Origin of the sequence: Microbacterium sp. CnD16-F (assembly GCF_024124465.1) — a bacterium.
Taxonomy (GTDB): Bacteria; Actinomycetota; Actinomycetes; order Actinomycetales; family Microbacteriaceae; genus Microbacterium; species Microbacterium gawkjiense.
Map to the genome: position 1 here is coordinate 12,443 of NZ_JAMXSA010000017.1, position 20,006 is coordinate 32,448.

General features: G+C 70.9%; 16 protein-coding genes and 2 pseudogenes. 5 read left to right on the forward strand and 13 right to left on the reverse strand.

The features are described 5' to 3' along the window. Positions 1–32: 32 nt before the first annotated feature. The 4 genes and pseudogenes from sucC to NH287_RS15350 all read right to left on the reverse strand — a co-directional run. Entirely contained in the window at positions 33–1,199 is a 1,167-nt protein-coding gene (gene sucC / locus NH287_RS06715; RefSeq protein WP_064001263.1) for an ADP-forming succinate--CoA ligase subunit beta, read from the reverse strand. Positions 1,200–1,335: 136 nt separating this feature from the next. Then, positions 1,336–2,088 (reverse strand): phosphotransferase, encoded by a 753-nt coding sequence (locus NH287_RS06720; protein WP_253034958.1) that lies wholly within the window; start codon positions 2,086–2,088, stop codon positions 1,336–1,338. A 3-nt stretch (positions 2,089–2,091) separates the two neighbouring features. Further along, positions 2,092–2,442, reverse strand: a pseudogene (locus NH287_RS06725) (DNA-binding response regulator); the annotation flags it as partial. Positions 2,443–2,821: 379 nt separating this feature from the next. After that, a pseudogene (locus NH287_RS15350) lies at positions 2,822–3,496 on the reverse strand (histidine kinase); the annotation flags it as partial. 239 nt (positions 3,497–3,735) lie between these two features. Between NH287_RS15350 and NH287_RS06735 the strand changes: the two are divergent. Beyond that, on the forward strand, positions 3,736–4,236 hold the full coding sequence (locus NH287_RS06735; protein ID WP_064001259.1) for a hypothetical protein: 501 nt from the start codon (positions 3,736–3,738) through the stop codon (positions 4,234–4,236). A 1-nt stretch (position 4,237) separates the two neighbouring features. Here NH287_RS06735 and NH287_RS06740 read toward each other — a convergent pair whose 3' ends face one another. Next, positions 4,238–5,752, reverse strand: coding sequence for an FAD-dependent oxidoreductase (locus tag NH287_RS06740; RefSeq protein ID WP_253034959.1), 1,515 nt, complete (start codon positions 5,750–5,752; stop codon positions 4,238–4,240). A gap of 73 nt (positions 5,753–5,825) precedes the next feature. On the opposite strand from NH287_RS06740, the gene NH287_RS06745 reads away from it, so the two are divergent. The 4 genes from NH287_RS06745 (at position 5,826) to NH287_RS06760 (ending at position 10,119) form a co-directional block, all read left to right on the forward strand. Beyond that, complete coding sequence (locus tag NH287_RS06745) at positions 5,826–6,488, forward strand: TetR/AcrR family transcriptional regulator (RefSeq protein WP_253034960.1); 663 nt, start codon at positions 5,826–5,828, stop codon at positions 6,486–6,488. 68 nt (positions 6,489–6,556) lie between these two features. Next, entirely contained in the window at positions 6,557–7,783 is a 1,227-nt protein-coding gene (locus tag NH287_RS06750) for an acyl-CoA dehydrogenase family protein (RefSeq protein ID WP_253034961.1), read from the forward strand. Positions 7,784–7,837: 54 nt separating this feature from the next. Beyond that, positions 7,838–8,878, forward strand: coding sequence for an ATP-dependent DNA ligase (locus tag NH287_RS06755; RefSeq protein ID WP_253034962.1), 1,041 nt, complete (start codon positions 7,838–7,840; stop codon positions 8,876–8,878). Between the two features lie 44 nt (positions 8,879–8,922). Then, positions 8,923–10,119 carry an AI-2E family transporter gene (locus tag NH287_RS06760; RefSeq protein WP_253034963.1) on the forward strand — a complete coding sequence of 399 codons (1,197 nt, stop codon included), beginning with the start codon at positions 8,923–8,925 and terminating at the stop codon, positions 10,117–10,119. Between the two features lie 3 nt (positions 10,120–10,122). Here the strand turns inward: NH287_RS06760 and ligD are convergent, their stop codons facing one another. From ligD to NH287_RS06800, 8 genes are read right to left on the reverse strand one after another with little or no spacing between them, the layout of a single operon-like run. Then, complete coding sequence (ligD, locus tag NH287_RS06765) at positions 10,123–11,136, reverse strand: non-homologous end-joining DNA ligase (RefSeq protein WP_253034964.1); 1,014 nt, start codon at positions 11,134–11,136, stop codon at positions 10,123–10,125. Positions 11,137–11,181: 45 nt separating this feature from the next. Continuing rightward, entirely contained in the window at positions 11,182–12,264 is a 1,083-nt protein-coding gene (locus tag NH287_RS06770) for an SseB family protein (RefSeq protein ID WP_253034965.1), read from the reverse strand. Positions 12,265–12,303: 39 nt separating this feature from the next. Continuing rightward, a complete protein-coding gene (locus tag NH287_RS06775; protein WP_253034966.1) occupies positions 12,304–14,748 on the reverse strand; it encodes an ATP-dependent helicase in 2,445 nt (814 codons plus the stop codon). A 43-nt stretch (positions 14,749–14,791) separates the two neighbouring features. Further along, the gene (locus NH287_RS06780; protein WP_253034967.1) at positions 14,792–15,211 is read right to left on the reverse strand and encodes an ATP-binding protein; all 420 of its coding nucleotides are present in this window, start codon (positions 15,209–15,211) and stop codon (positions 14,792–14,794) included. Beyond that, positions 15,201–15,533, reverse strand: a complete 333-nt coding sequence (locus NH287_RS06785) for an STAS domain-containing protein (RefSeq protein ID WP_253034968.1) — start codon at positions 15,531–15,533, stop codon at positions 15,201–15,203. Before NH287_RS06785 ends, NH287_RS06780 begins: the two co-directional genes overlap by 11 nt. Beyond that, positions 15,518–17,512: a glycosyltransferase gene (locus NH287_RS06790; protein WP_253034969.1), complete on the reverse strand. Its 1,995-nt coding sequence runs from the start codon at positions 17,510–17,512 to the stop codon at positions 15,518–15,520. The genes NH287_RS06785 and NH287_RS06790 overlap by 16 nt, the downstream gene beginning before the upstream one ends. Further along, positions 17,509–18,684 (reverse strand): PP2C family protein-serine/threonine phosphatase, encoded by a 1,176-nt coding sequence (locus NH287_RS06795; RefSeq protein WP_253034970.1) that lies wholly within the window; start codon positions 18,682–18,684, stop codon positions 17,509–17,511. Before NH287_RS06795 ends, NH287_RS06790 begins: the two co-directional genes overlap by 4 nt. A gap of 42 nt (positions 18,685–18,726) precedes the next feature. Then, positions 18,727–19,830 carry an FUSC family protein gene (locus NH287_RS06800; protein WP_253034971.1) on the reverse strand — a complete coding sequence of 368 codons (1,104 nt, stop codon included), beginning with the start codon at positions 19,828–19,830 and terminating at the stop codon, positions 18,727–18,729. Positions 19,831–20,006 lie beyond the last annotated feature (176 nt).

Below are 20,006 nucleotides of genomic sequence, written 5' to 3' on the forward strand. Positions count from 1 at the left end.
TTGTCCCTGTGTCTCGGTAGTCTCGGCGCGTCTCAGGCGTTCGCCAGCTCGGCGGCCTTGTCGGCGCCCTCGTCCATACCCGAGGCGAGCGTGACGAGCGGGTGGTTGGCCTCTGCGAGGATCGCACGACCCTCCTCGACCTGGTTGCCGTCGAGGCGGACGACGAGCGGCTTGGTGGCCGCGTCGCCCAGGATCTCCAGGGCCTTCACGATGCCCTCGGCGACGGCGACGCACGACGTGATGCCGCCGAAGACGTTGACGAAGACGCTCTTGACCTGCTCGTCACCGAGGATGACGTCGAGACCCGAGGCCATGACCTGCGCGTTCGCGCCGCCGCCGATGTCGAGGAAGTTGGCGGGCTTGACGCCGCCGTGGTTCTCGCCGGCGTAAGCGACGACGTCGAGGGTCGACATGACCAGGCCCGCGCCGTTGCCGATGATGCCGACCTGACCGTCGAGCTTGACGTAGTTGAGGCCGGATGCCTTCGCCTTCGCCTCGAGCGGGTCGGCGGCGCCCTTGTCCTCGAGCTCTTCGTGCTCGGGGTGGCGCACCTCGCTGGCGTTGTCGTCGAGCGACACCTTGCCGTCGAGGGCGACGATGTCGCCGGCGCCGGTGCGGACGAGCGGGTTGACCTCGACGAGCGTCGCGCCCTCGCCCTTGTAGACGTCGTAGAGCTTCACGAACACGTCCGAGACCTTCTCGACGAGGTCCTCAGGGAAGTTCGCGGCCTTCGCGATCTCGACGGCCTTGGCCTTGTCGATGCCCTGCAGCGGGTCGACCTCGATGCGCGCGAGCGCCTCGGGGCGCTCAACGGCGAGCTCCTCGATCTCCATGCCGCCCTCGACCGAGCAGAGGCTCAGGTAGGAGCGGTTCGAGCGGTCGAGCAGCACCGAGAAGTAGAACTCCTCGGCGATGTCGGCGCCCTGGGCGACCATCACGCGCTGGACGACGTGGCCCTTGATGTCGAGGCCGAGGATGGCCTCGGCTGCCGCGTAGGCCTCGTCGGGGGTCTTGGCGACCTTGACGCCGCCGGCCTTGCCGCGACCTCCGGTCTTGACCTGAGCCTTGACGACGACGACACCGCCGATCTTCTCGGCAGCCGCCTTCGCCTCCTCAGGGGTGTCGGCGATGATGCCGGCGAGCACCGGCACCTCGTACTTCTCGAACAGGTCTCGTGCCTGGTACTCGTAAAGGTCCACTGCAATCCTTCGCTGGGCGACGGTGGGGGTGACGGGCGCCGAATTATCTCGATGTCGAGAGATCGCCCGGTCGAAAAGCCTACTACCCGCGCCTGAGTGCCCCGCGCGGGAGCACCCTCGTTCGGCGGGGGCGCGTTCAGCGCTCGAGTGCGGCGCGCCAGACCCGCCGGTGCCGCTCGACGTACGCCGTCACGTTCCGCCAGTGCGCGCCGTGCCCGTCCGCGAACATCGACGACCACGGCTCGGTGCCGCCCTCGTGCGATGTCCCGAGGAGGTCGTACATCGCGGCGGTCCGCTGCGCCATCGCCTCGGGCAGTTCGCGGCGGAGCCGAGCCTCGGCGCCGTAACCGTCGACGAAGGCGGCGAGTCCGCGCGCCGCCTCCGCGGCGACGACCGAGGTGTCGTTGAGCGTGAACGCCTGCGCGGCATAGGCGAGGTCCCACAGCCGTGTACTGGGGGCGGCCGCATCCCAGTCGATGAAGACCCACCGGTCTTCGCCGACGACGAGGTTCCACGGGGCGAGGTCGTTGTGGCACACGAGCTCGGCGCCGGGCGCCGGGATCGCGGTCTCCCAGACGGCGTCGGCGGGTACCGCATACGCGGCGCTCGCGTCGTGGATGGCCCGCACCATCGCGCCCACGCGCCGCAACTCGCCCGCCGACATCGGCCCGCGCCCGATCGCGAGCTCACCGGGGACGTACTCCAGGATCTGCCGCCCGGCATCGTCCCGCCCGCGCTGTTCGGGCGCGTCGACACCCGCCGCTCGCAGCGCCTGCACGTAGGCGATGACGCTCGGCGTCGACGCCGTCCACGGCTTGCGCACCGTGTCGCCGATGCGGACGACGGCCCCGCTCGCGTTGCCGCCCGCGAGGGGCTCTTCGTGCGGCATCCGTCAGATCCAGCCGCGTTCGCGCGCCGTGATCGCCGCCTGCTGGCGGGTCGCGAGGCCGAGCTTGCCGAGGATCGACGACACGTGGTTGCGGACGGTGCCGGCGGAGAGGTGGAGGGATGCCGCGATGTCGGCGATCGTCTCGCCGCGGGCGCCGGCCCGCAGCACGTCGAGCTCGCGGTCGGTGAGCGGGGAGCGTTCGTCGCTGAGGGCGTCGGCGGCGATCTCGGGGTCGACGTACCGGCGGCCGGCGGCGACCTCGCGGATGACGGCGGCGACGTCGCCTGCGGGCCGGGACTTCGGCACGAAGCCGTCGACCCCCGCGCCGAGCGCACGGCGCAGCACCCCCGGACGCACGGCGGGTGACGGCGTCGCCCCCGACGACGCCGACCCGGTGGCCGATGCCCTCGAGCCCCGCGCCCGCGCCGATGGTCGAGCCGGGCCCGGGGTCGTTCGCGGCGGTCAGCCGCCAGTACTGTCCCGCGCGCTCGAGACCGAGCCGCGCCCACCGGCCGCCGCCGTGCTTGAGCACGTTGGTCGTGCATTCGCGGACGACCGGCCCCAGCAGGTCGGCGGGAGCGGATGCCGCATCCGCGGCGACGTCGAGGGTGACCTCCAGACCGGCCGCACGCAGCAGGTCCGCCGCGTTGGCGAGTTCGTCGGGCAGCGGCACCCCGCGGAAGCGGCCGGCGAGCGACCGGGTGCCCTCGCGCGCCTCGTCGACGGACGCGCGCGCGAGCGCGATCCGGTGCGCGGCGGCATCCGGGTCGCGTCCGATCATGCGCTCGGCGAGTTCGAGCTGCAGCGCGATCACCTGCAGGTGGTGCCCCTGCAGGTCGTGCAGTTCGCCCGCCAGACGCAGGCGTTCCTGCATCGCGGCGAGCCGCGCCTCGGTCCGCCGCGCGCGGTCGAGTTCGAGGACGACGTCCCACGACCAGAGCGAGAGCGCCTGCATCGCGGGCAGGCTGAGCGCGAAGAACGCGGGCAGGAAGGCGTCGCTGCCCCCCGACGCCCGACTGAGTTCGACGACCCACAGGACGGCGAGGGCGACCTCGAGCAGCACGACACCGCGCCAGCGGATGCCGGGGGCCCACCGGACGAGGCAGAGGACCGTGCCGACGAGCGCCGCCCCCAGCAGCGCCGAGGCCGACACGAGGCCGACGCCGACTGATGCGAGCACCCCGGCGACGACGGGCAGCGACAGGAAGCGCCGACCGCCGGACGGACGGTCGGTGTCATCGAGGTCGCCGTCGCGGCGGTAGCGGGCGAGCAGCGCGATCGTCGTCACGACGACGACGGTCGACAAGCCGAGGAACCCCACGAGCGTGACGGGGTCGCGCCAGCCGCCGCGCGCGACGAGGACGATGACACCCCACACCAGCAGCGCACCGATGAGGAAGAACACCATCGAGGACGCGATGTACCACCCGGTCGCAGTGACCCCGCGGGCGAGGGAGACGGCGGTGCGCGTCGGGGTCGGGTCGGGGCTGGTCACGCGGCCACAGTACGACCATGACGAATGTCACCCCTCGGGTCATCGGATCTCCCGGCGCGAGGTGACGCCGCAGCACTGCCGCCGCCACCGCATCCTCGGTGGGATGGGAACACGGCGATACGAGATCCGGTCGCCGCATCCGAGAGGACATCATGTCGAACCCCGTCTCCGACCTCGTCGCCGGTTTCCAGGACCTCGTCGCGCAGGTGCCCGACCTCGTGCAGCCGCTCATCGTGGCCCTGGCGGGCGCCGTCCCCTTCATCGAGGGCGAGGGCGCAGCCGCGATCGGCATCATCGGCGGCATCCACCCCGTCGTCGCCGCGCTCGCCGGCGCCGCGGGCAACTTCCTCTGCGTCGCCATCGTCGTGCTCGCCACCGCCCGCGTGCGCACCGCCGTCACCACCCGTGCCGGAGCGTCCGAGAAGCCCGTGTCGGCGCGCTCCGAGAAGTTCCAGAAGGCGTACCACCGTTACGGCACACCCGGGGTGAGCCTGCTCGGCCCGCTCATCCTGCCCACCCAGTTCACCGCGGCCGCCCTCAAAGGCACCGGTGTGCCGACGCGCACCGTGCTCTTCTGGCAGGGCCTCGCGATCGTGCTGTGGACCACCCTCGTCACCCTCATCATCACCGGGGTGATCGCCGCGGCCGGCTGAGTCAGTCCACGCGTCGGAGGCCTCGCGATGCGGGGCCTTCGATGCGTTCCCCGGATGCCGTGAACCGCGACGCGTGCAGCGGACAGTCCCACGTGCACTCGAGGTCGTTCCACTCGAGGACCCCGCCGAGATGCGGGCACACGGCGCTCACCGCGCGGGTCTCGCCCCCGGTCGTCGAGATCCCGACGGGACGGCCGCCGCGCTGCGCGACCACGCCCTCCCCCTCGGCCGGCTGCGGCACCGGGACGGCCTCGGCCTCGGCGGCGGCCCATCCCTTCGCCGCCGCGAGCCCGACCTTCGCGTTCTCGACCGCGCCCTGTGCGATGTCGGCGGGCATCGTCAGACGCGTGCCGATCTGCGTCATCCACCGCGGCCGGTCACGCCAGCTCTCGCCACGCAGCTCGCTGACGATGCGCAGCGCCGCCGCGGGCGCGTTCGTCAGCCCCCACTTGGCATAGCCGGTCGCGAAACGGACGCGGCCGAGCGAGCGCGGCATCGCGCCGATGAACGGGATGCGGTTGTGCGAGACGTAGTCCTGCGCCGACCACCGGTGGGTCTCCTCCCCCACCGGCAGCGTCTGCTGCGCCCACTGCGACAGCTCATCGAGCATCGCGCGCTCCGACGCGGTGCGTCCGACGGGGTGGCCGGCTCCGCCGACCACGATCTGCGCGACGTCGGAGGGTCCGTCGCCGGGGAGGATCGTGCGCACCGAACGGGTCGGCTCGTCGGCGGAGAGGTACATGCCGTCGGGCAGCGGAGCGGTGAGGGTGAACGAGACGCAGGCCGACCGCATCCCGCTCACCTTCGCCCAGTAGAGGCCGCGGTCGAGGATCGGGATGCCGGTGGCCACCACGACCTGCGAGGCGAAGAGCGGCCCCCGGTCGGTCTCCACCCGCGGCTCGGGGAAGACCTTCACCCCGCGCACATGGACGCCGAGATGGAGGGTCCCGCCCGCGGCGACGAACGCGTCGGCGAGCGCCGCGAGCAGCTGCATCGGATCGACGGCGCGCTGGTCGTCGAGCGCGACCGCGGCCACCATCGGCACGGCCGCCTCGCGGAGCTCGGCGTCGTCGACGAGGCGCACCGCGAGGCCCGCCTCGCGCGCGGCGTCGTACTCCTTCACGACCGAGCGCCGGCCCTCGTCGCCCTGGGCGTAGGTGTAGGCGGTGCGTGAGGTGAGCGGCACGCCGAGACGGTCGGCGGTGTCCGTCATCCACGCGAAGCCGTCGCGGTTCGCTTCGGCGTAGGCCCGGACGAGGGATGCCGGGTGCCCCGACCGCAGCGACGAGAGCGTCGTCCCCTGCAGCAGCGACACCTTGCCGGTGTTCGACCCCGACGCGAGTTCGCCGACGCCGCCGCGCTCGACGAGGGCGACGTCGACGCCGGACCGCGCGAGCTCGTACGCGGTCGCGAGTCCCGTGAGTCCCGCACCGACGACGACCACCTCGTGGCGACTGCCGGGGGTGAAGGGGATGCCGGGGGACTCGGAGGGGTGCTGCTTCCACAGGGAGGACATGGGCCGAGTCAACGATGTCGCGTCGCCGACGGCACAGGCCTTGACAGACGGCCGCCGGACTAGGCTTCCCTCCATGGCCGACGACCTCCGTCCCACGGGCAGCACAGTGGTGGCCGCCGCGCTCGCGCTGTTCGCCGAGCACGGCTACGAGCAGACCTCGGTCGAGCAGATCGCCCAGTCGGCCGGCGTCTCGCGATCGACGTTCTTCCGGCAGTTCGGCGGCAAGGACGACGTCGTCTTCGCCGACCACGAGGTCCTGCTCGAGATGCTCCGCACGTATCTCGCCGAGACCCACGAGAACCCGTGGGCGGCGGTGTGCGAGGCATCGGTGCAGGTGTACCGCCACTTCGCCGCCGACCCCGAGGTCGCCCGGCGCCGCTACGCCGTCGTCCGTCAGGTACCGTCGCTTCGCGACCGCGAGATCGTGACCGTCTTCCGTTACGAGCGACTCTTCGACGACTACCTGCGACGCTCGGTCCCCGGGCTCGACCCCGTCGACGCCGTGGCCTTCGCCGCGGCGGTGACCGCCGTGCACAACCATGTGCTGCGTCGACTGCTGCGCGGATCGAAGCGGGTCCCCGCCGCCGTCCTCGAGTCCGCCTACGACGAGCTGCTCCGCCGCTTCGGTGTGCACCCCGACCCCGAGCCGCCGGCGGCGGACGACATCGTCGTCGCGACGTTCCCCCGACGGATGCCGCCCGCCGAGGTCGCACGTCGGCTCGGCTCCCTCCGGTGACACCGAGAGCCTGATACGCCGTTCCACTCTCGGTGGAACTGGATGCCAACCCGGCGTATCCTGGCGCGATGACCACTCCCCTGCCCGGCGGCGCCTCGGGCCGTTACGACGTGCTCGGCCCCCTCGACACCGACTACTACGCCGTCTTCGCCGACATCCCGGCCGCCGACCGGGACGTGTGGCAGCGGACGCGGGCCTTCGTCGACGAGGTCGGCGACCGGATGCGCGACGCGTGGGACACCGCCGAGTACCCGCTCGACATCGCCCGGCGCTTCGGCGAGCTCGACCTGCTGAACGACGGAATCGACCACCCGCGGCTCACCCGGTTCTCGCCCCTCGCCGCGGGGCTCGTCAACATGGAGATCTCGCGCGGCGACGGATCCCTCGGCACGGTCCTCGCCGTCCAGGGCGGGCTGGCGCTGCGCACCCTCGCCCTCTTCGGCAGCGACGAGCAGCAGGAGCGCTGGCTGACTCCCATCGCCCGCTTCGAGGTGCCCGCCGCCTTCGCCCTGACCGAACCCGACCACGGCTCCGACTCGGTGTCGCTCGAGACCGTCGCCCGCCGCGACGGCGACGAGTGGGTCATCCGCGGCGCGAAGAAGTGGATCGGCAACGGCGCCTCGGGCGGCATCACCTTCGTGTGGGCGCGGGTCGACGCCGAGGGCGACGAGCACCACGGCAACGTGCGCTGCTTCCTCGTGGAGCAGGACCGGCCCGGCTACACCGGCACCGTGATCGCGGGCAAGGCGTCGCTGCGCGGCATCCATCAGGCTCACATCGCTTTCGACGACGTGCGCGTGCCCGCGGACGCCGTCCTCCCCGGCACGAAGACGTTCAAGGATGCCTCGACCGTGCTGTACGCGACGCGGTCCGGCGTCGCGTGGTCGGCGCTCGGCCACGCGACGGCCTGCTACGAGACGGCGCTGCAGTACGCGCAGCAGCGGGTGCAGTTCGGCAAGCCCCTCGCCCGGTTCCAGATGGTGCAGGAGCGTCTCGCGCACATGCTCGAGGACCTCACCGCGATGCAGCTCTACTGCCGACGCCTCGCCGACCTCGAAACCGCCGGCGCGCTGCGCCCCACGCAGGCGTCGCTCGCGAAGTTCCACAACACGCGTGCCGCACGGCGGGTCGCCGCGACGGCACGCGACCTGCTGGGCGGCAACGGCATCCTGCTCGAGAACGGGGTCATGCAGCACATGGCCGACATCGAGGCGATCCACACGTACGAGGGCACCGAGTCGGTGCAGGCACTGCTGCTCGGTCGCGACATCACCGGCGTGAGCGCGTTCGCCTGACCCGTCGCCGCAACCCCGTTCCGGCACGGCGGCCGGGCGGGCAGGATGGGCCGCATGTACGAGATCCCCGCGCCGATGCTCGCGAAGTCCGTCCCCGGCATCCCCGATCCGGGAAAGACCGCCGGCGGCCTGCTGTACGAACCGAAATGGGACGGCTTCCGCGCCCTCATCGGCTGGGACGGGTCCGAGGTCGAGATCGGGTCGCGCGGCTCGAAGCCGCTCACCCGCTACTTCCCCGAGCTCGTCGACGCGATCTCCCGTCTCGTGCCCGAGCCGTGCCTGCTCGACGGCGAGATCGTCGTCGCCGACGGCGAGCCGGGCGCGCAGCGGCTGCAGTGGGAGCAGCTGTCGCAGCGCATCCACCCCGCTGCCTCGCGGGTCGCGATGCTGAGCGAGACCACCCCCGCCATGTTCGTCGCGTTCGACCTGCTCGCCCGCGGCGAGCGCGACCTGCGCGAGGAGCCGTTCGCCGAGCGGCGGGCGCAGCTCGAGGACCTGCTGGGCGAGGTGCCGCATCCGATCCACCTCACCCGCACGACGGACGACCCGACCGTCGCCGAGCGGTGGCTCGCGGAGTTCGAGGGCGCCGGACTCGACGGCGTCGTCGCAAAACCGCTCGCCCTCCCCTACACGCCGGGCAAACGCACGATGTTCAAGATCAAGCACGCGCGCACGGCCGACGTCGTCGCTGTGGGCTACCGCATCCACAAGAGCGGTCAGGGAGTGGGCTCGCTGCTCGTCGGGCTCTATGACGGCGACGGGCACCTGCATCAGGTGGGTGGCGTGGCGGCGTGGAGCAACGCCCGCCGGCTCGAACTGATCGACGAGCTCGCACCGCTGGTCGTCCGCGACGAGGACGGTGACGCGGTCACCGGCCAGTCCGACCGGTCGCGCTTCGCGGCATCCAAGGACACCTCCTTCGTGCGGCTGCGCCCCGAACGGGTGCTCGAAGTGGCCTACGACCAGCTCGAGGGCGACCGCTTCCGACACACCGTGCAGTTCCAGCGCTGGCGACCCGATCGCGACGCCCGGTCGTGCACGTTCGATCAGCTCGAGACCGTGACCGCGTACGACCTGGCCGACGTCCTCAGCTGAGTCAAGGGCCCTCACCGGAGACAGCCGGTCGATAGGGTCGCTGCATGGGCCTGTTCTTCTCCTCCTCCCGCACGGTGCGACCCGATGAGAACAAGCCATTGCTGGTGACCTCAGCCGGCAAGCCCGGCAGCATGTGGTCCGACGGCTTCGGCACCCTCGCGACCCGGTCGCTGCAGGTGATCATCGTCGGCGTGATCGCGACGGCGCTCATCCTCGGGATGCTGCAGCTCACCGTCGTGGTCATCCCGGTGCTCCTCGCCCTCATCGTCGCCTCGGCGGCGGCGCCTCTCATGGCCTGGCTGCGTCGCCGCGGCATCCCGTCGGTCTTCGCGACGATCCTCACGCTGCTCGCGTTCGTCGTCGTGCTCGGTGGGATCGGCTGGCTCGTCGTCAACGCCGTCCGCGATCAGTTCGATGAATTGTCGAGCAAAGCGCAGGACGGATTCCAGAGCGTCCTCGCCTGGGCCGAGACGCTGCCGTTCGACATCGACCAGAAGCAGATCGACGAATGGGTCGGCACGGCCACCGACTTCCTCACGAGCGCGCAGTTCGGCTCCGGTGCTCTCGCCGGCGTCAGCGCGGTCGCCAACTTCCTCACCGGGCTCGTCCTGATGATCGTGACGCTGTTCTTCTTCCTGAAGGACGGCCCGCAGCTCTGGGAGTTCCTCATCCGCCCCTTCCGCGGATCGGACTACGAGCGCGCCGTACGAGTCGGCCACAAGGCCGTGCAGACCTTCGGCGCCTACCTCCGGGGAACGGCGGCCGTTGCGGCGGTGGACGCGGTCGGCATCACGATCGGTCTCCTGGTCCTGCAGATCCCGCTCGCCCTCCCGCTCGGCGCACTCGTGTTCGTCCTCGCGTTCATTCCCATCGTGGGAGCGACGGTCGCCGGGATCCTGGCGGCGCTGGTCGCCCTCGTGACGAACGGCCTCATCGCAGCGATCTGGGTCGTTGTGATCGTCGTGGCGGTGAACCAGCTCGAAGGCAACTTCCTGCAGCCCTTCCTCATGGGACGGTCCATGAAGCTGCACGCCTTCGCGGTGCTCATCGCCCTGACGATCGGCACCGTGCTCGGCGGCATCGTCGGCGCGATCCTCGCCGTGCCGCTCACGGCGGCCGTGTGGGGCATCATCCAGGTGTGGGACGGGCCGAACACGCCCGCCCGGTGGGCACGACGCAAACAACCCATCGAGGAGAAGGCCGACACGGTCACGGCGGGCACGTCGCGGACCGCCGACTGAGCGTCAGTCCTTCTTCGCGCGCGACGGCTGCACCCGCGGCGGCTCGCCCGGCATCTTGGGGAACTCCGGCGGGAACGGCAGCTCGCCCAGGCCCGCCTCGAGATCGCGCTGCCACCACTCGAGCAGCGTGTCGATGCGTCCGGGCGAGTCCTGCAACCCCTCCCAGGGGTCCCCGCTGTCCGCCAGCCTCTCGGGCACGGTCCGCACGGTGAACGCGGTCGGGTCGACGCCGTCGGCGAGCTCATCCCACGTGATCGGGGTCGCGACCGTCGCGCCCGGCAGCGCGCGCGGACTGTAGGCGCCGGCCATCGTGCGGTCGCGGTTGGCCTGGTTGAAGTCGACGAAGATGCGCTCGCCGCGCTCCTCCTTCCACCAGTTCGTCGTGACCCGGTCCGGCATCCGCCGTTCCAGCTCGCGACCCGCGGCGATCACGGCGTGGCGGACGTCGAGGAACTCGTGCGTCGGCTCGATGGGACAGAAGACGTGGAGGCCGCGATTGCCGCTCGTCTTCAGCCAGGGCTCGAGCCCGGCCTCGCGCAGCACCTCGCGCAGCACGGGTGCGACGGCGGCGGCATCCGCGAAATCCGTCCCGGGTTGCGGGTCGAGATCGATGCGCAGTTCGACCGGGTTGTCGGTGTCGGACGCGAGGGAGGCCCACGGGTGGAAGACGACGGTGTTCATCTGCACGGCCCAGACGGCCGCGGCGATCTCTCCGAGTACCACCTGCGGGTGCCGGCGTCCGCTGTTGTAGGTGCACATCACCTGGTCGACGTAGTCCGGAGTCCCCTTCGGCGGGTTCTTCGAGAAGAAGCTGTCGCCGTCGACCGTGTCGGGGAACCGTTCGAGCGACACCGGGCGGTGCCCGTTCGCGCGCAGGAACGGGACCTCGACGGTGAGGAGGTACTCGGCGAGTTCGTGCTTCGTGATCCCCGCCTCGGGGAAGACGACCCGGTTGGGGCTCGAGAGCGAGAGCTCCCTGCCTCCGGGCAACTGCAGGGTGATCCGCTCCGACGCCATGCGCCCCACCCTAGGGGCGGACTCGGGGTCGGGACAGGGGCTTGCTCAGGCCTTGTCGCCGTCGGTGTCGGCAGCGGCGTCGACGGCTTCCGCCGCGTCGGCGATCGTGATGAGCGCGTCCAGCTCGGCGCGCTCGATGCGGATCCACGGGCCGGCGGGGTCGATGAGGAATCCGTCAAGGCCCGATTCGCTCTTGAGCGCGGCGCCCAACTGGGCGGCCGTGAGCGGCATGGGCTGGTCCTCGCGACGCAGGGTCAGCACCTCGAGGGGGTGCGAGAAGACCTGCAGGTAGCGGCCGCCCTCGGCCGAGCGGGCCTCCGCGACGCCCATCCCCTGACCGTCGGCTCGCGGGCCTGCCGCGATCCAGGCGCCGCGCGCGACGAGCGCGTCGACGACGGCGCGGGCGGTCTCGTCGGTACGCGGGCCGGCGAGGAGATTCTTGATCGTGAACTCGGGATCGGCCTGGTCGAGGCTGCGCTGGATGAGGCCCGTCGGCAGGACGATGCGGCGGCCGGGGCCGGCGTGGTCGAAGACGATGCCGTCGTACCCGGCGTCGATGACGTTGCGGAGCACACGCTGCGACGGCTGGGCCAGGATCGACGTGCTCTGGGCCTGGTCGCCGAGCCCCGCCTGCAGCGCGGCCGCCCCCGTGTAGGCGAGCAGGAACTTCTTGTCGTTCACGATCGAGATCGCGAGACGCAGCGGCTCACCGGCCGCTGCCTGGGCGCGGGCGTCACCGAGGATGCGCAGGTACAGGGTGCCCTGCAGCGCCTGGCGCATGACGGCGAGGATCGCGGCGTTGTCGACCTCTTCGGGGACTTCCTGCAGCACCGTGCCGAGCAGGGTGTTGTCGGGCATCCCGGGACGGCTCTCGCTCGAGGCGGGCGCGGTCTCGGGGGTCTTCGGCAGACGCTCCGGCTCGGGGGCCGGGCGCGGGACGGGCTTGCCGTAGGTCGAGACCGAGATCGGCACGTGGGGCACCGGCTCGGCATCCGTGTCTTCGGCCTGTTCGGCGGCGACGGCGGCGTTGACGTCCTGCTGGACCTCGTCGACGTCGGCCTGCGCGTCGACGGGGACCTCGCCCTTCGGGTCGGAGTCCTTCTTCGGGCGGCGGGAGAACAGGGCCATTGCTTCAGGGTACGCGGGATGCGGGTGGCCGGACGTTCCTCACAGCTTGGTGATGGGCGCGACCTTGATCAGCAGCTTCTTCGGACCCGCGGTGTCGAAGCGCACGTGCGCGACGCGCTTCGCGCCTTCGCCGGTGACCATGTCGACCTTGCCCTCGCCGAAATCGTCGTGACGGATGCGGTCGCCCGCCGCCAGCTCCATGTCGCCGTTGTCGCGGATCTTCGCCGGGATGCGATTGGCGAACTTCGCGAGCGCGTCGGACTTCTCACGGGGCGGCAGCGGCACGAGGTCGTCCCCGTAGCGGTTCGAGCCGCCGAATCGCGAGCCGGACCGACCGTTGAGCGCCCGTGACTGCGTCCCGCCGCGCGAGTTCACGTCGCCCGGCGACTGCCGCCAGTCGATGAGCTCGTGCGGGATCTCTCGCAGGAAGCGGCTCGGCATCGCCGCAGACACCTCGCCGAACTGCGCGCGGGTCATCGCCAACGAGAGGTGCAGACGCTTGCGGGCGCGGGTGAGCGCGACGTAGAACAACCGCCGCTCCTCCTGCGGCCCGCCGGGCTCCCCCGCCGAGATGCGGTGCGGGATGAGGTCCTCCTCGACACCGGTGACGAACACGGCGTCGAACTCGAGGCCCTTCGCTGTGTGCATCGTCATGAGCGAGACCGAACCACTGGCGTCGTCGAGGTCGTCGGCATCCGACACCAGGGTCACCTCGGTGAGGAAGTCGAGCAGCGTGCCGTCCGGGTTGTTGCGGGCGAACTCGCGCGTGACCGCGACAAGCTCGTCGAGGTTCTCGACGCGGGCCTCGTCCTGCGGATCCTTCGACATGCGCAGCGCGTCGTAGTAGCCGGACTTGTTCAGCAGGACGTGCAGCCCCTCGGTCACCGACGTCGACGGCGCGATCTCCCCCGAGCTCGGCAGCATGATCTCGGATGCCTCGGCGAGGACCGCGTCAAGGTCGGCGATCGCCTTCTGCACCTTCGCGCCGACGCCGAGTGCGGCGGAGTTCGCGAGCGCGTCGCGGAAAGTGATCCCCTCGGATGCCGCATAGCGGGCGATCGCGGTCTCGGTGACGTCGCCGATGCCGCGGCGGGGCTTGTTGAGGATGCGGCGCACCGCCATCTCGTCGGCGGGGTTCGCGACCGAGACGAGGTAGGCCAGCGCGTCCTTGATCTCGGCGCGCTCGTAGAACTTCGTGCCGCCCATGATCTTGTACGGGACGGCCGAGCGGATGAAGATCTCCTCGAGCGCACGGGACTGCGAGTTGGTGCGGTAGAACACCGCCATCTGCGCGTAATCGACGCCCTTGCGGTGCAGCGCTTCGATCTCGTCGGCCACGAACTGCGCCTCATCGTGCTGCGAGTAGCCGGTGAAGCCGATGATCGGGTCGCCGTCGCCGACGTCGGTCCACAGCTTCTTGTCCTTGCGGTCGAAGTTGTGGCCGATGACGGCGTTGGCGGCCGACAGGATGTTCTGCGTCGAGCGGTAGTTCTGCTCGAGGAGCACGACCTTCGCGCCGGGGAAGTCGCGCTCGAACTCGCTGATGTTGCGGATGTCCGCCCCGCGGAAGGCGTAGATCGACTGGTCGGAGTCGCCGACGACGGTGAGCGACGCTCGCTCGACCTCAGGCGCCTCATCGGGCTCGAAGATCATCATGCCGCCGCTGGAGAAGGCGTCACCGGCCTTGCCGACGACGGGCCGGGTCAGTTCGTGGATGAGCGCGTACTGGGCGTGGTTCGTGTCCTGGTATTCGTCGACGAGGATGTGCCGGAATCTCTTGCGGTAGACGTCGGCGACGTGCGGGAACGCGCGGAACAGGTAGACGGTCTGCGCGATCAGGTCGTCGAAGTCGAACGCGTTCGCCTTCTGCAGCGAGCGCTGGTAGTCGGCGAAGATGTCGACGAAGACGCGCTCGGCGGGGTCGCTCATGTTCGCCTGGCGCGCGTAGGACTCGGCATCCGCCAACTCGTTCTTGAGCTTGGAGATACGACCCTGAACGGCCGCGGGGGTGAAGCCGAACGAGTCGCCCTCGTGCTCTTTCACGAGGCGCTTGATGAGGGCGCGGGAGTCGCCCGAGTCGTAGATCGTGAAGCTCTTCGTGAAGCCGAATTGGTCGGCCTCGCGGCGCAGGATGCGCACGCAGGCGGAGTGGAACGTCGAGATCCACATGCCCTGGGCGCTCTCGCCGACGAGCTGCCGCACCCGCTCGCGCATCTCACCCGCGGCCTTGTTCGTGAAGGTGATGGCGAGGATCTGGCTGGGGTACGCCTCGCGTGTGCGCAGCAGCGACGCGATGCGCCGAGTCAAAACGCTCGTCTTGCCCGAGCCGGCGCCGGCGATGATCAGCAGCGCCGGACCGCGGTGGATGACGGCCTCGCGCTGCGGCGGGTTGAGCCCTGCCAGCAGGTCCTCGTCGGGGCGGGAATCGCCGGCGGGGCGGGACGCTCCGGCGCCGACGATCACGGGCTTGATGGAGTCGCTCATGTCCCCACGAGTCTACGTTCGTCCACCGACATCGATCCGCGGCTCACGCCGACGGGCGTCGCTCCCTGCGCAGGATCCAGACGTTGCCGTCGTCGGTCTCGTGACGCAGTTCGTCGAGGGCGGCGAGCGCGAGCGCCAGGCCCCGTCCCGATTCGGCGTCCGCGCCGGGCATGGTCACCTGATCGAGCCGGATCAGGGCGGGATCGGCGTCGTCGGACATGACGGCGACCAGCTCGGTGTCGTCGGCCGACAGCCGGATCGACACGGTCGGACGCTCGTCACCCGCGGCATGTTCGACGACGTTCGTCGCGACCTCGCTCACGGCGAGGGCGAACAGCATCCGGTCCTCGTCCGTGACGCCGGGGGCGTCCCGCCAGATCTGATCCAGGGCGTCGTGGACCGCATCGACCAGCGCCAGCTCAGCCGGGCCGGTGACCTCTCGGACGACCGGATCACTGCCCATCGAACGCGGCTTCCGCGTTCGGGTATGCCCGGAGGACCCGGTCGAGGTTCGTCAGTGTCAGGACGCGGGCCACGGCCGGGGGGACGTCCGCGATTCGGAGGTCCCCGTCGGCGAGCCGAGCCGCCTTCAACCCACCGATCAGGGCCCCGATGCCGGAGGAGTCGATGAACTCCGTGCGGGAGAGGTCGACGACGACCCGCGCCGAGCGGGCCGCGATCGCGTCGTCGACGGCGTCTCGGAAGCGGGCCACACCGGGCGCGGTGAGTCGCCCCTCGACCGCGACGACGGCGTACCCGTCGGCGGGTGTCACGGTGATGTCCACGGAGGCTCCTTCTGTTCGATGGATGCGGTGGGTTCCGCCGCGGCGACGGGCGGCTGAAAGCCCTGATACCGAGCGGCTTGGATGAGCACGCTGAGGACGACGAGGTCGTACCCGACCCAGATGGTGTTGACGAGGGTGCCGGTACCGTCGGCGGTGCCCGCGATGACGCGGCCGATCCCCACGATGGTCGCGATGGCGAGCAGGACCATCGCCGTCAGCTGCGGCCAGATCTCGCGCCAGGGCGGTCCACCGGCCGCACGACCGTCCTTGCGCGTCACGACGAAATCGAGGGACTTCCCGAGCACCACATTCGCGAACGCCGTGACGCACGCGGCGATCCACACCGGGAACAACGCGAGCGAATACTGCTGACCGCGCCACGTCTTGATCCCCTTGGCAACGACCACGAAGAGGATCTGGTTGATGATGAAGTACGGCAGGAACCGGGCGAAGAAGTCGACGGACCACGCGGTCACCGGCAGGACGCCGAGGAGCAGGTAGATGATCGGGGCGGCGAGGTAGATGACCGCGGCGAACCCGCTGAGGTAGCTCCACATCGTGCCGAAATACATGAGCCGCTGCCCGACCGAGAGACCCTTCTTGCGCAGCGGGTTGTCGCGCAGCAGGACCTGCATGGTGCCCTGCGCCCACCGCAGCCGCTGCTTCAGCATCGTGCGCAGGTCTTCAGGGGCGAGACCGTGGGCGAGGATCTCGTGGTGGTAGACGCTCTTCCAGCCGAGCGCGTGCAGCTGCATCGCCGTGGCCATGTCCTCGGTCACCGAGATGGTCGCGAGGGGTTGGATGGGCTGCGCCTCGCCGGGGCGATCGACGCGCACGGCTTCGACGAGGGCGTCGACGGCGGCGATCGTGGCAAGGGGCGACATCTCCCGCACCGACAGCGACTCGAGGGCGCTCTCGTCCACGACGAACGCGTCGAGCTCGGCATCGCGCTGAACCGCGAGCGCCGCGAGTTCGGCGACGTCCGCGCGGATGGCCGCCATGTCGGCGTCGACGAGGCGCCGCGATGCTGCCTGCACCTCCGCGTGGACGGCTGCGGTCACCTCCGCGATCGGACCGCCGAGGGCCAGCTCCGCCCGGGCCCGCTGCACCGCCTCGCCGAGCCGCCGGACCTCAGCGGTGACCTCCGGCGTCAGGGAGCGATCGGATGCCGCGCGTCGCAGCATCCGCTGGGACGCCTTCAGCGCAGTGACGACCGAGTCCTCGAGGTCGCGCACGTACCCGACGATGCCGAGCTGCATGAGCGCGTCGCGACGGAGGATCGCGTTGGACCCGCAGAAGAAGGCTGCGTTCCAGCCGTCCTTGCCCTGCTGGATCGGACCGTAGAACAGCGGCGCCTGACTCCCGAGGGGGTCCGCCTCGGCGACGTTGACGAACCACTGCGGCGTCTGCACGAGCGCGACCTGCGGGTCGTCGGCGAAGTAGCCGAGCGTGTTCTCGAGGATGAGCGGGTCGGGCACCTGGTCGGCATCCAGGATCAACAGGAACTCGCCGTCGGTCTGCAGGAGGGCGTTGTTCAGATTGCCGGCTTTGGCGTGGCGCGGTTTGTCCGCCCAGTCGGCCGACCGGGTGAGATAGCCGATGCCGGCCTCGCGGGCTGCCTGCGCCAGATCGTCTCGCGCGCCGTCGTCGAGGATCCAGGTGTGGTGCGGATAGGTGATGCGCTTCGCTGCGAGGGCCGTCGCCATCACCATCTCGATCGGCTCGTTATAGGTCGTGATGAAGACGTCGACCGTCCCCTGCGGGGGCGACGTGGGACGCGGACGCTCCTTCGCCCGCCACATCGTCGCCGCGAACAGGATCGTGTCGACGAGGCTGTACGTTTCCGCTACCACCAGCGGCACGGCGATCCACCAGGCTTCCCAATTGACCGACGCGAGCCATCGCCAGAGCACGTAGTTGAGCCCCAGGAGCACCGACAGCAGGGCCAGCACGCGGATGGCGAGGAAACGCCCGCTCATGCGTCCCGCCGGACGACCATGAGGGTGACGTCGTCGGGGGCCTTCCGCTCGCGTGCGAGCGCGATGCCCTCGGCGACCGCACCCGCCGGACCCCGCTGGCGGAGTGCGCGCAGCACCTGACCGAAGGGGTCGTCGACGTCGAGGATGTCGAGGACGCCGTCGCTGCAGCACAGCAGGGCGTCGCCCGGCTCCAACCGCAGGCGCGCGGACGTGCGGGCATCCTCGATCCCCATCCCGAGCGGCAGACCGGTCGAACGCACGGGATGCCACGTGTCATCGGCCCGGACCACGAACGAGAGGGAGTGCCCGGCGTCGACGAGCTCGACGTCGCCCGTCGCGCCATGGACATCGGCGACGACGGCGGTGACGAACATGTGCAGATCGGCGAGGTCGTCCGAGACCTGGCGATCGAGGTCTTCAACGGCGGCGATCAACGGACGATCACGGGCGGTGCGCAGCGAGGCGCGCACACCTGCGGCGATGAGTCCGGCGCCGATCCCCTTGCCCATCACGTCGGCGAGGGTCAGCCGCAGCCGTCCCTCGTGCAGGTACCAGTCGTAGAGATCGCCCATGATGGAGCCGGAGGCGACCGCGTCGGCGGCGAGAGTGAAGCCGGCCACCTCGGGCGCGCGCTTCGGCAGGAGCGCGCGCTGCACTTCGCCGGCACGGTCGAACTCGTGCTCCCGCGCGATCTCCGACTGCACCCAGAGCGCCATCTCGCGCAGGAGCTCGCGCTGGGGTTCCGTGAGCGTCCGGGGTTTCGTGTCCAGGATGCAGAGGGTGCCGATGTGTTCGCCGCCCGGCGCCTCGAGGGGCTGACCGGCATAGAAGCGCAGGTGCGGATCACCGACGACGAAGGGATTGCTCCGGAACTGCCCGTCGGATGCCGCGTCCTCGACGACGAGCATCGATCCCCGCTCGACCGTCGCGCCGCAGAAGGAGCCCTCGCGCGGGGCCTCGCGTTCCCCGTCGAACCCCTGCTCGGAGAGTCGCCACTGCCGGTCGTCGTCCAGCAGCGTGACGCTCACCATCGGCACGCCGAAGATCTCGCGGGCGAGCCGTGTGACGCGGTCGACACGCTCGTCCGTCGGGTGGTCGAGGATGTCGAGCTGCTCGAGAGCGCGCTGCCTCGCCGCTTCGCGCGCCGCCGCATCCACGTCCACCGTCGTCATTCCCCCACTCTCGTATGAGTCTCCCGTGCGTCGCAACCTGTGTCAGGGCAGGGCGTCCGAGACCCGTCTCGAGATGTCGGTCATCCGTCCCAGCGTCGCCGCCAGCCAGAGCCCCGGTTGGTCGTGCGTGTCGGTGGCCTCGTCGGGGGCGGGCAGCGACGCGCCGTAGGCGTCGATGTCGCGCCACGCGGCATCCGTCCGCGCACCCATCTCGGCGTCTCCCGGCGGCGTCGCGAGCAGGTCCGCGACGGACCTCATCGCCGTGGCGAGCGCCTGCGGATCGCCGTGCCGCTCGTCGAGCCGTTCGTGCTGCGCCAGGACGTCGAGCAGGTCGCGGGCGAGATACGTCGCGCGCTCGAGACCCCACCACCGCTGCGCGTTCTCGTCGTGCACCCCGCCGACACCGCGGGCGCGGATGTTGGCGCGCTCGGACCGGGACGCCTCGTCGACGTCGGCGGACACCGCGATCGACAGTTCGGCCAGCGCGTCGCCGTCCTCGCGCAGCACCCCGGCGTCGGGCCGGCCCTGGGTCACGGAGTCCGCCGCACGGTCGAGCGCGGTGGCGACGGCGGCGCGCAACTCGGACAACCGGTCGCGCGCCGACTGCAGGTACAGCGGCGGCACGAGCACGTAGTTCGCGACGACACCCACGAGCACCCCGAAAGCCATCGTGGCGAGGTACGAGGACGAGAAACCGTCGGGATCGTTCTTGCTGAGCAGGAGGACGAAGAGCCCGGCCAGCGCCACCCAGTCCCGGCCGACACCGAGGGCACGGATGCCGCCGACCGCCACGCCGACCAGCACCACCGCACCGACGGCGACGATCCCCGGAGCGCCCGAGGCGACGATCGCGAGACCTCCGAACCCGACCGCGATGCCGCAGGCCAGGCCGACGAGCGACTGGACGCCCGCGCGGGCGGAGTCCGCCACGGTCGGGTACATGCTGACGAGCACACCGAGGGGCGCGTAGTAGGAGTAGTCCGCGTCAGCGAACGGGACGAGGGGCGCGAAGAACCACGCCACCGCAGCCGCGACGGCGGTCTTCAGCGCGAGGATCAGTCGTCGCGGCGTGAACACGTCACCTCCGGCTCGCCGCACGCCGAGCGCGACCTGCGCCGCGGTGCGTCGAGGAAGCGAAGGGGCCATGCTGGAACCGTAGCCGCGCACACGCCACCCCCGCGGCCCCCTTGCGTCCACGGCGGCGGCGTCGTAGCCGTCGGCGTGCGGTGCATGCACTGATCGAGCCCGGAGTCAAGCCGCCGGACCCGAATCCGTAGAGGTCATACCGTCGGGATGTCGCGCCGCAGGCGACGTACCGACGG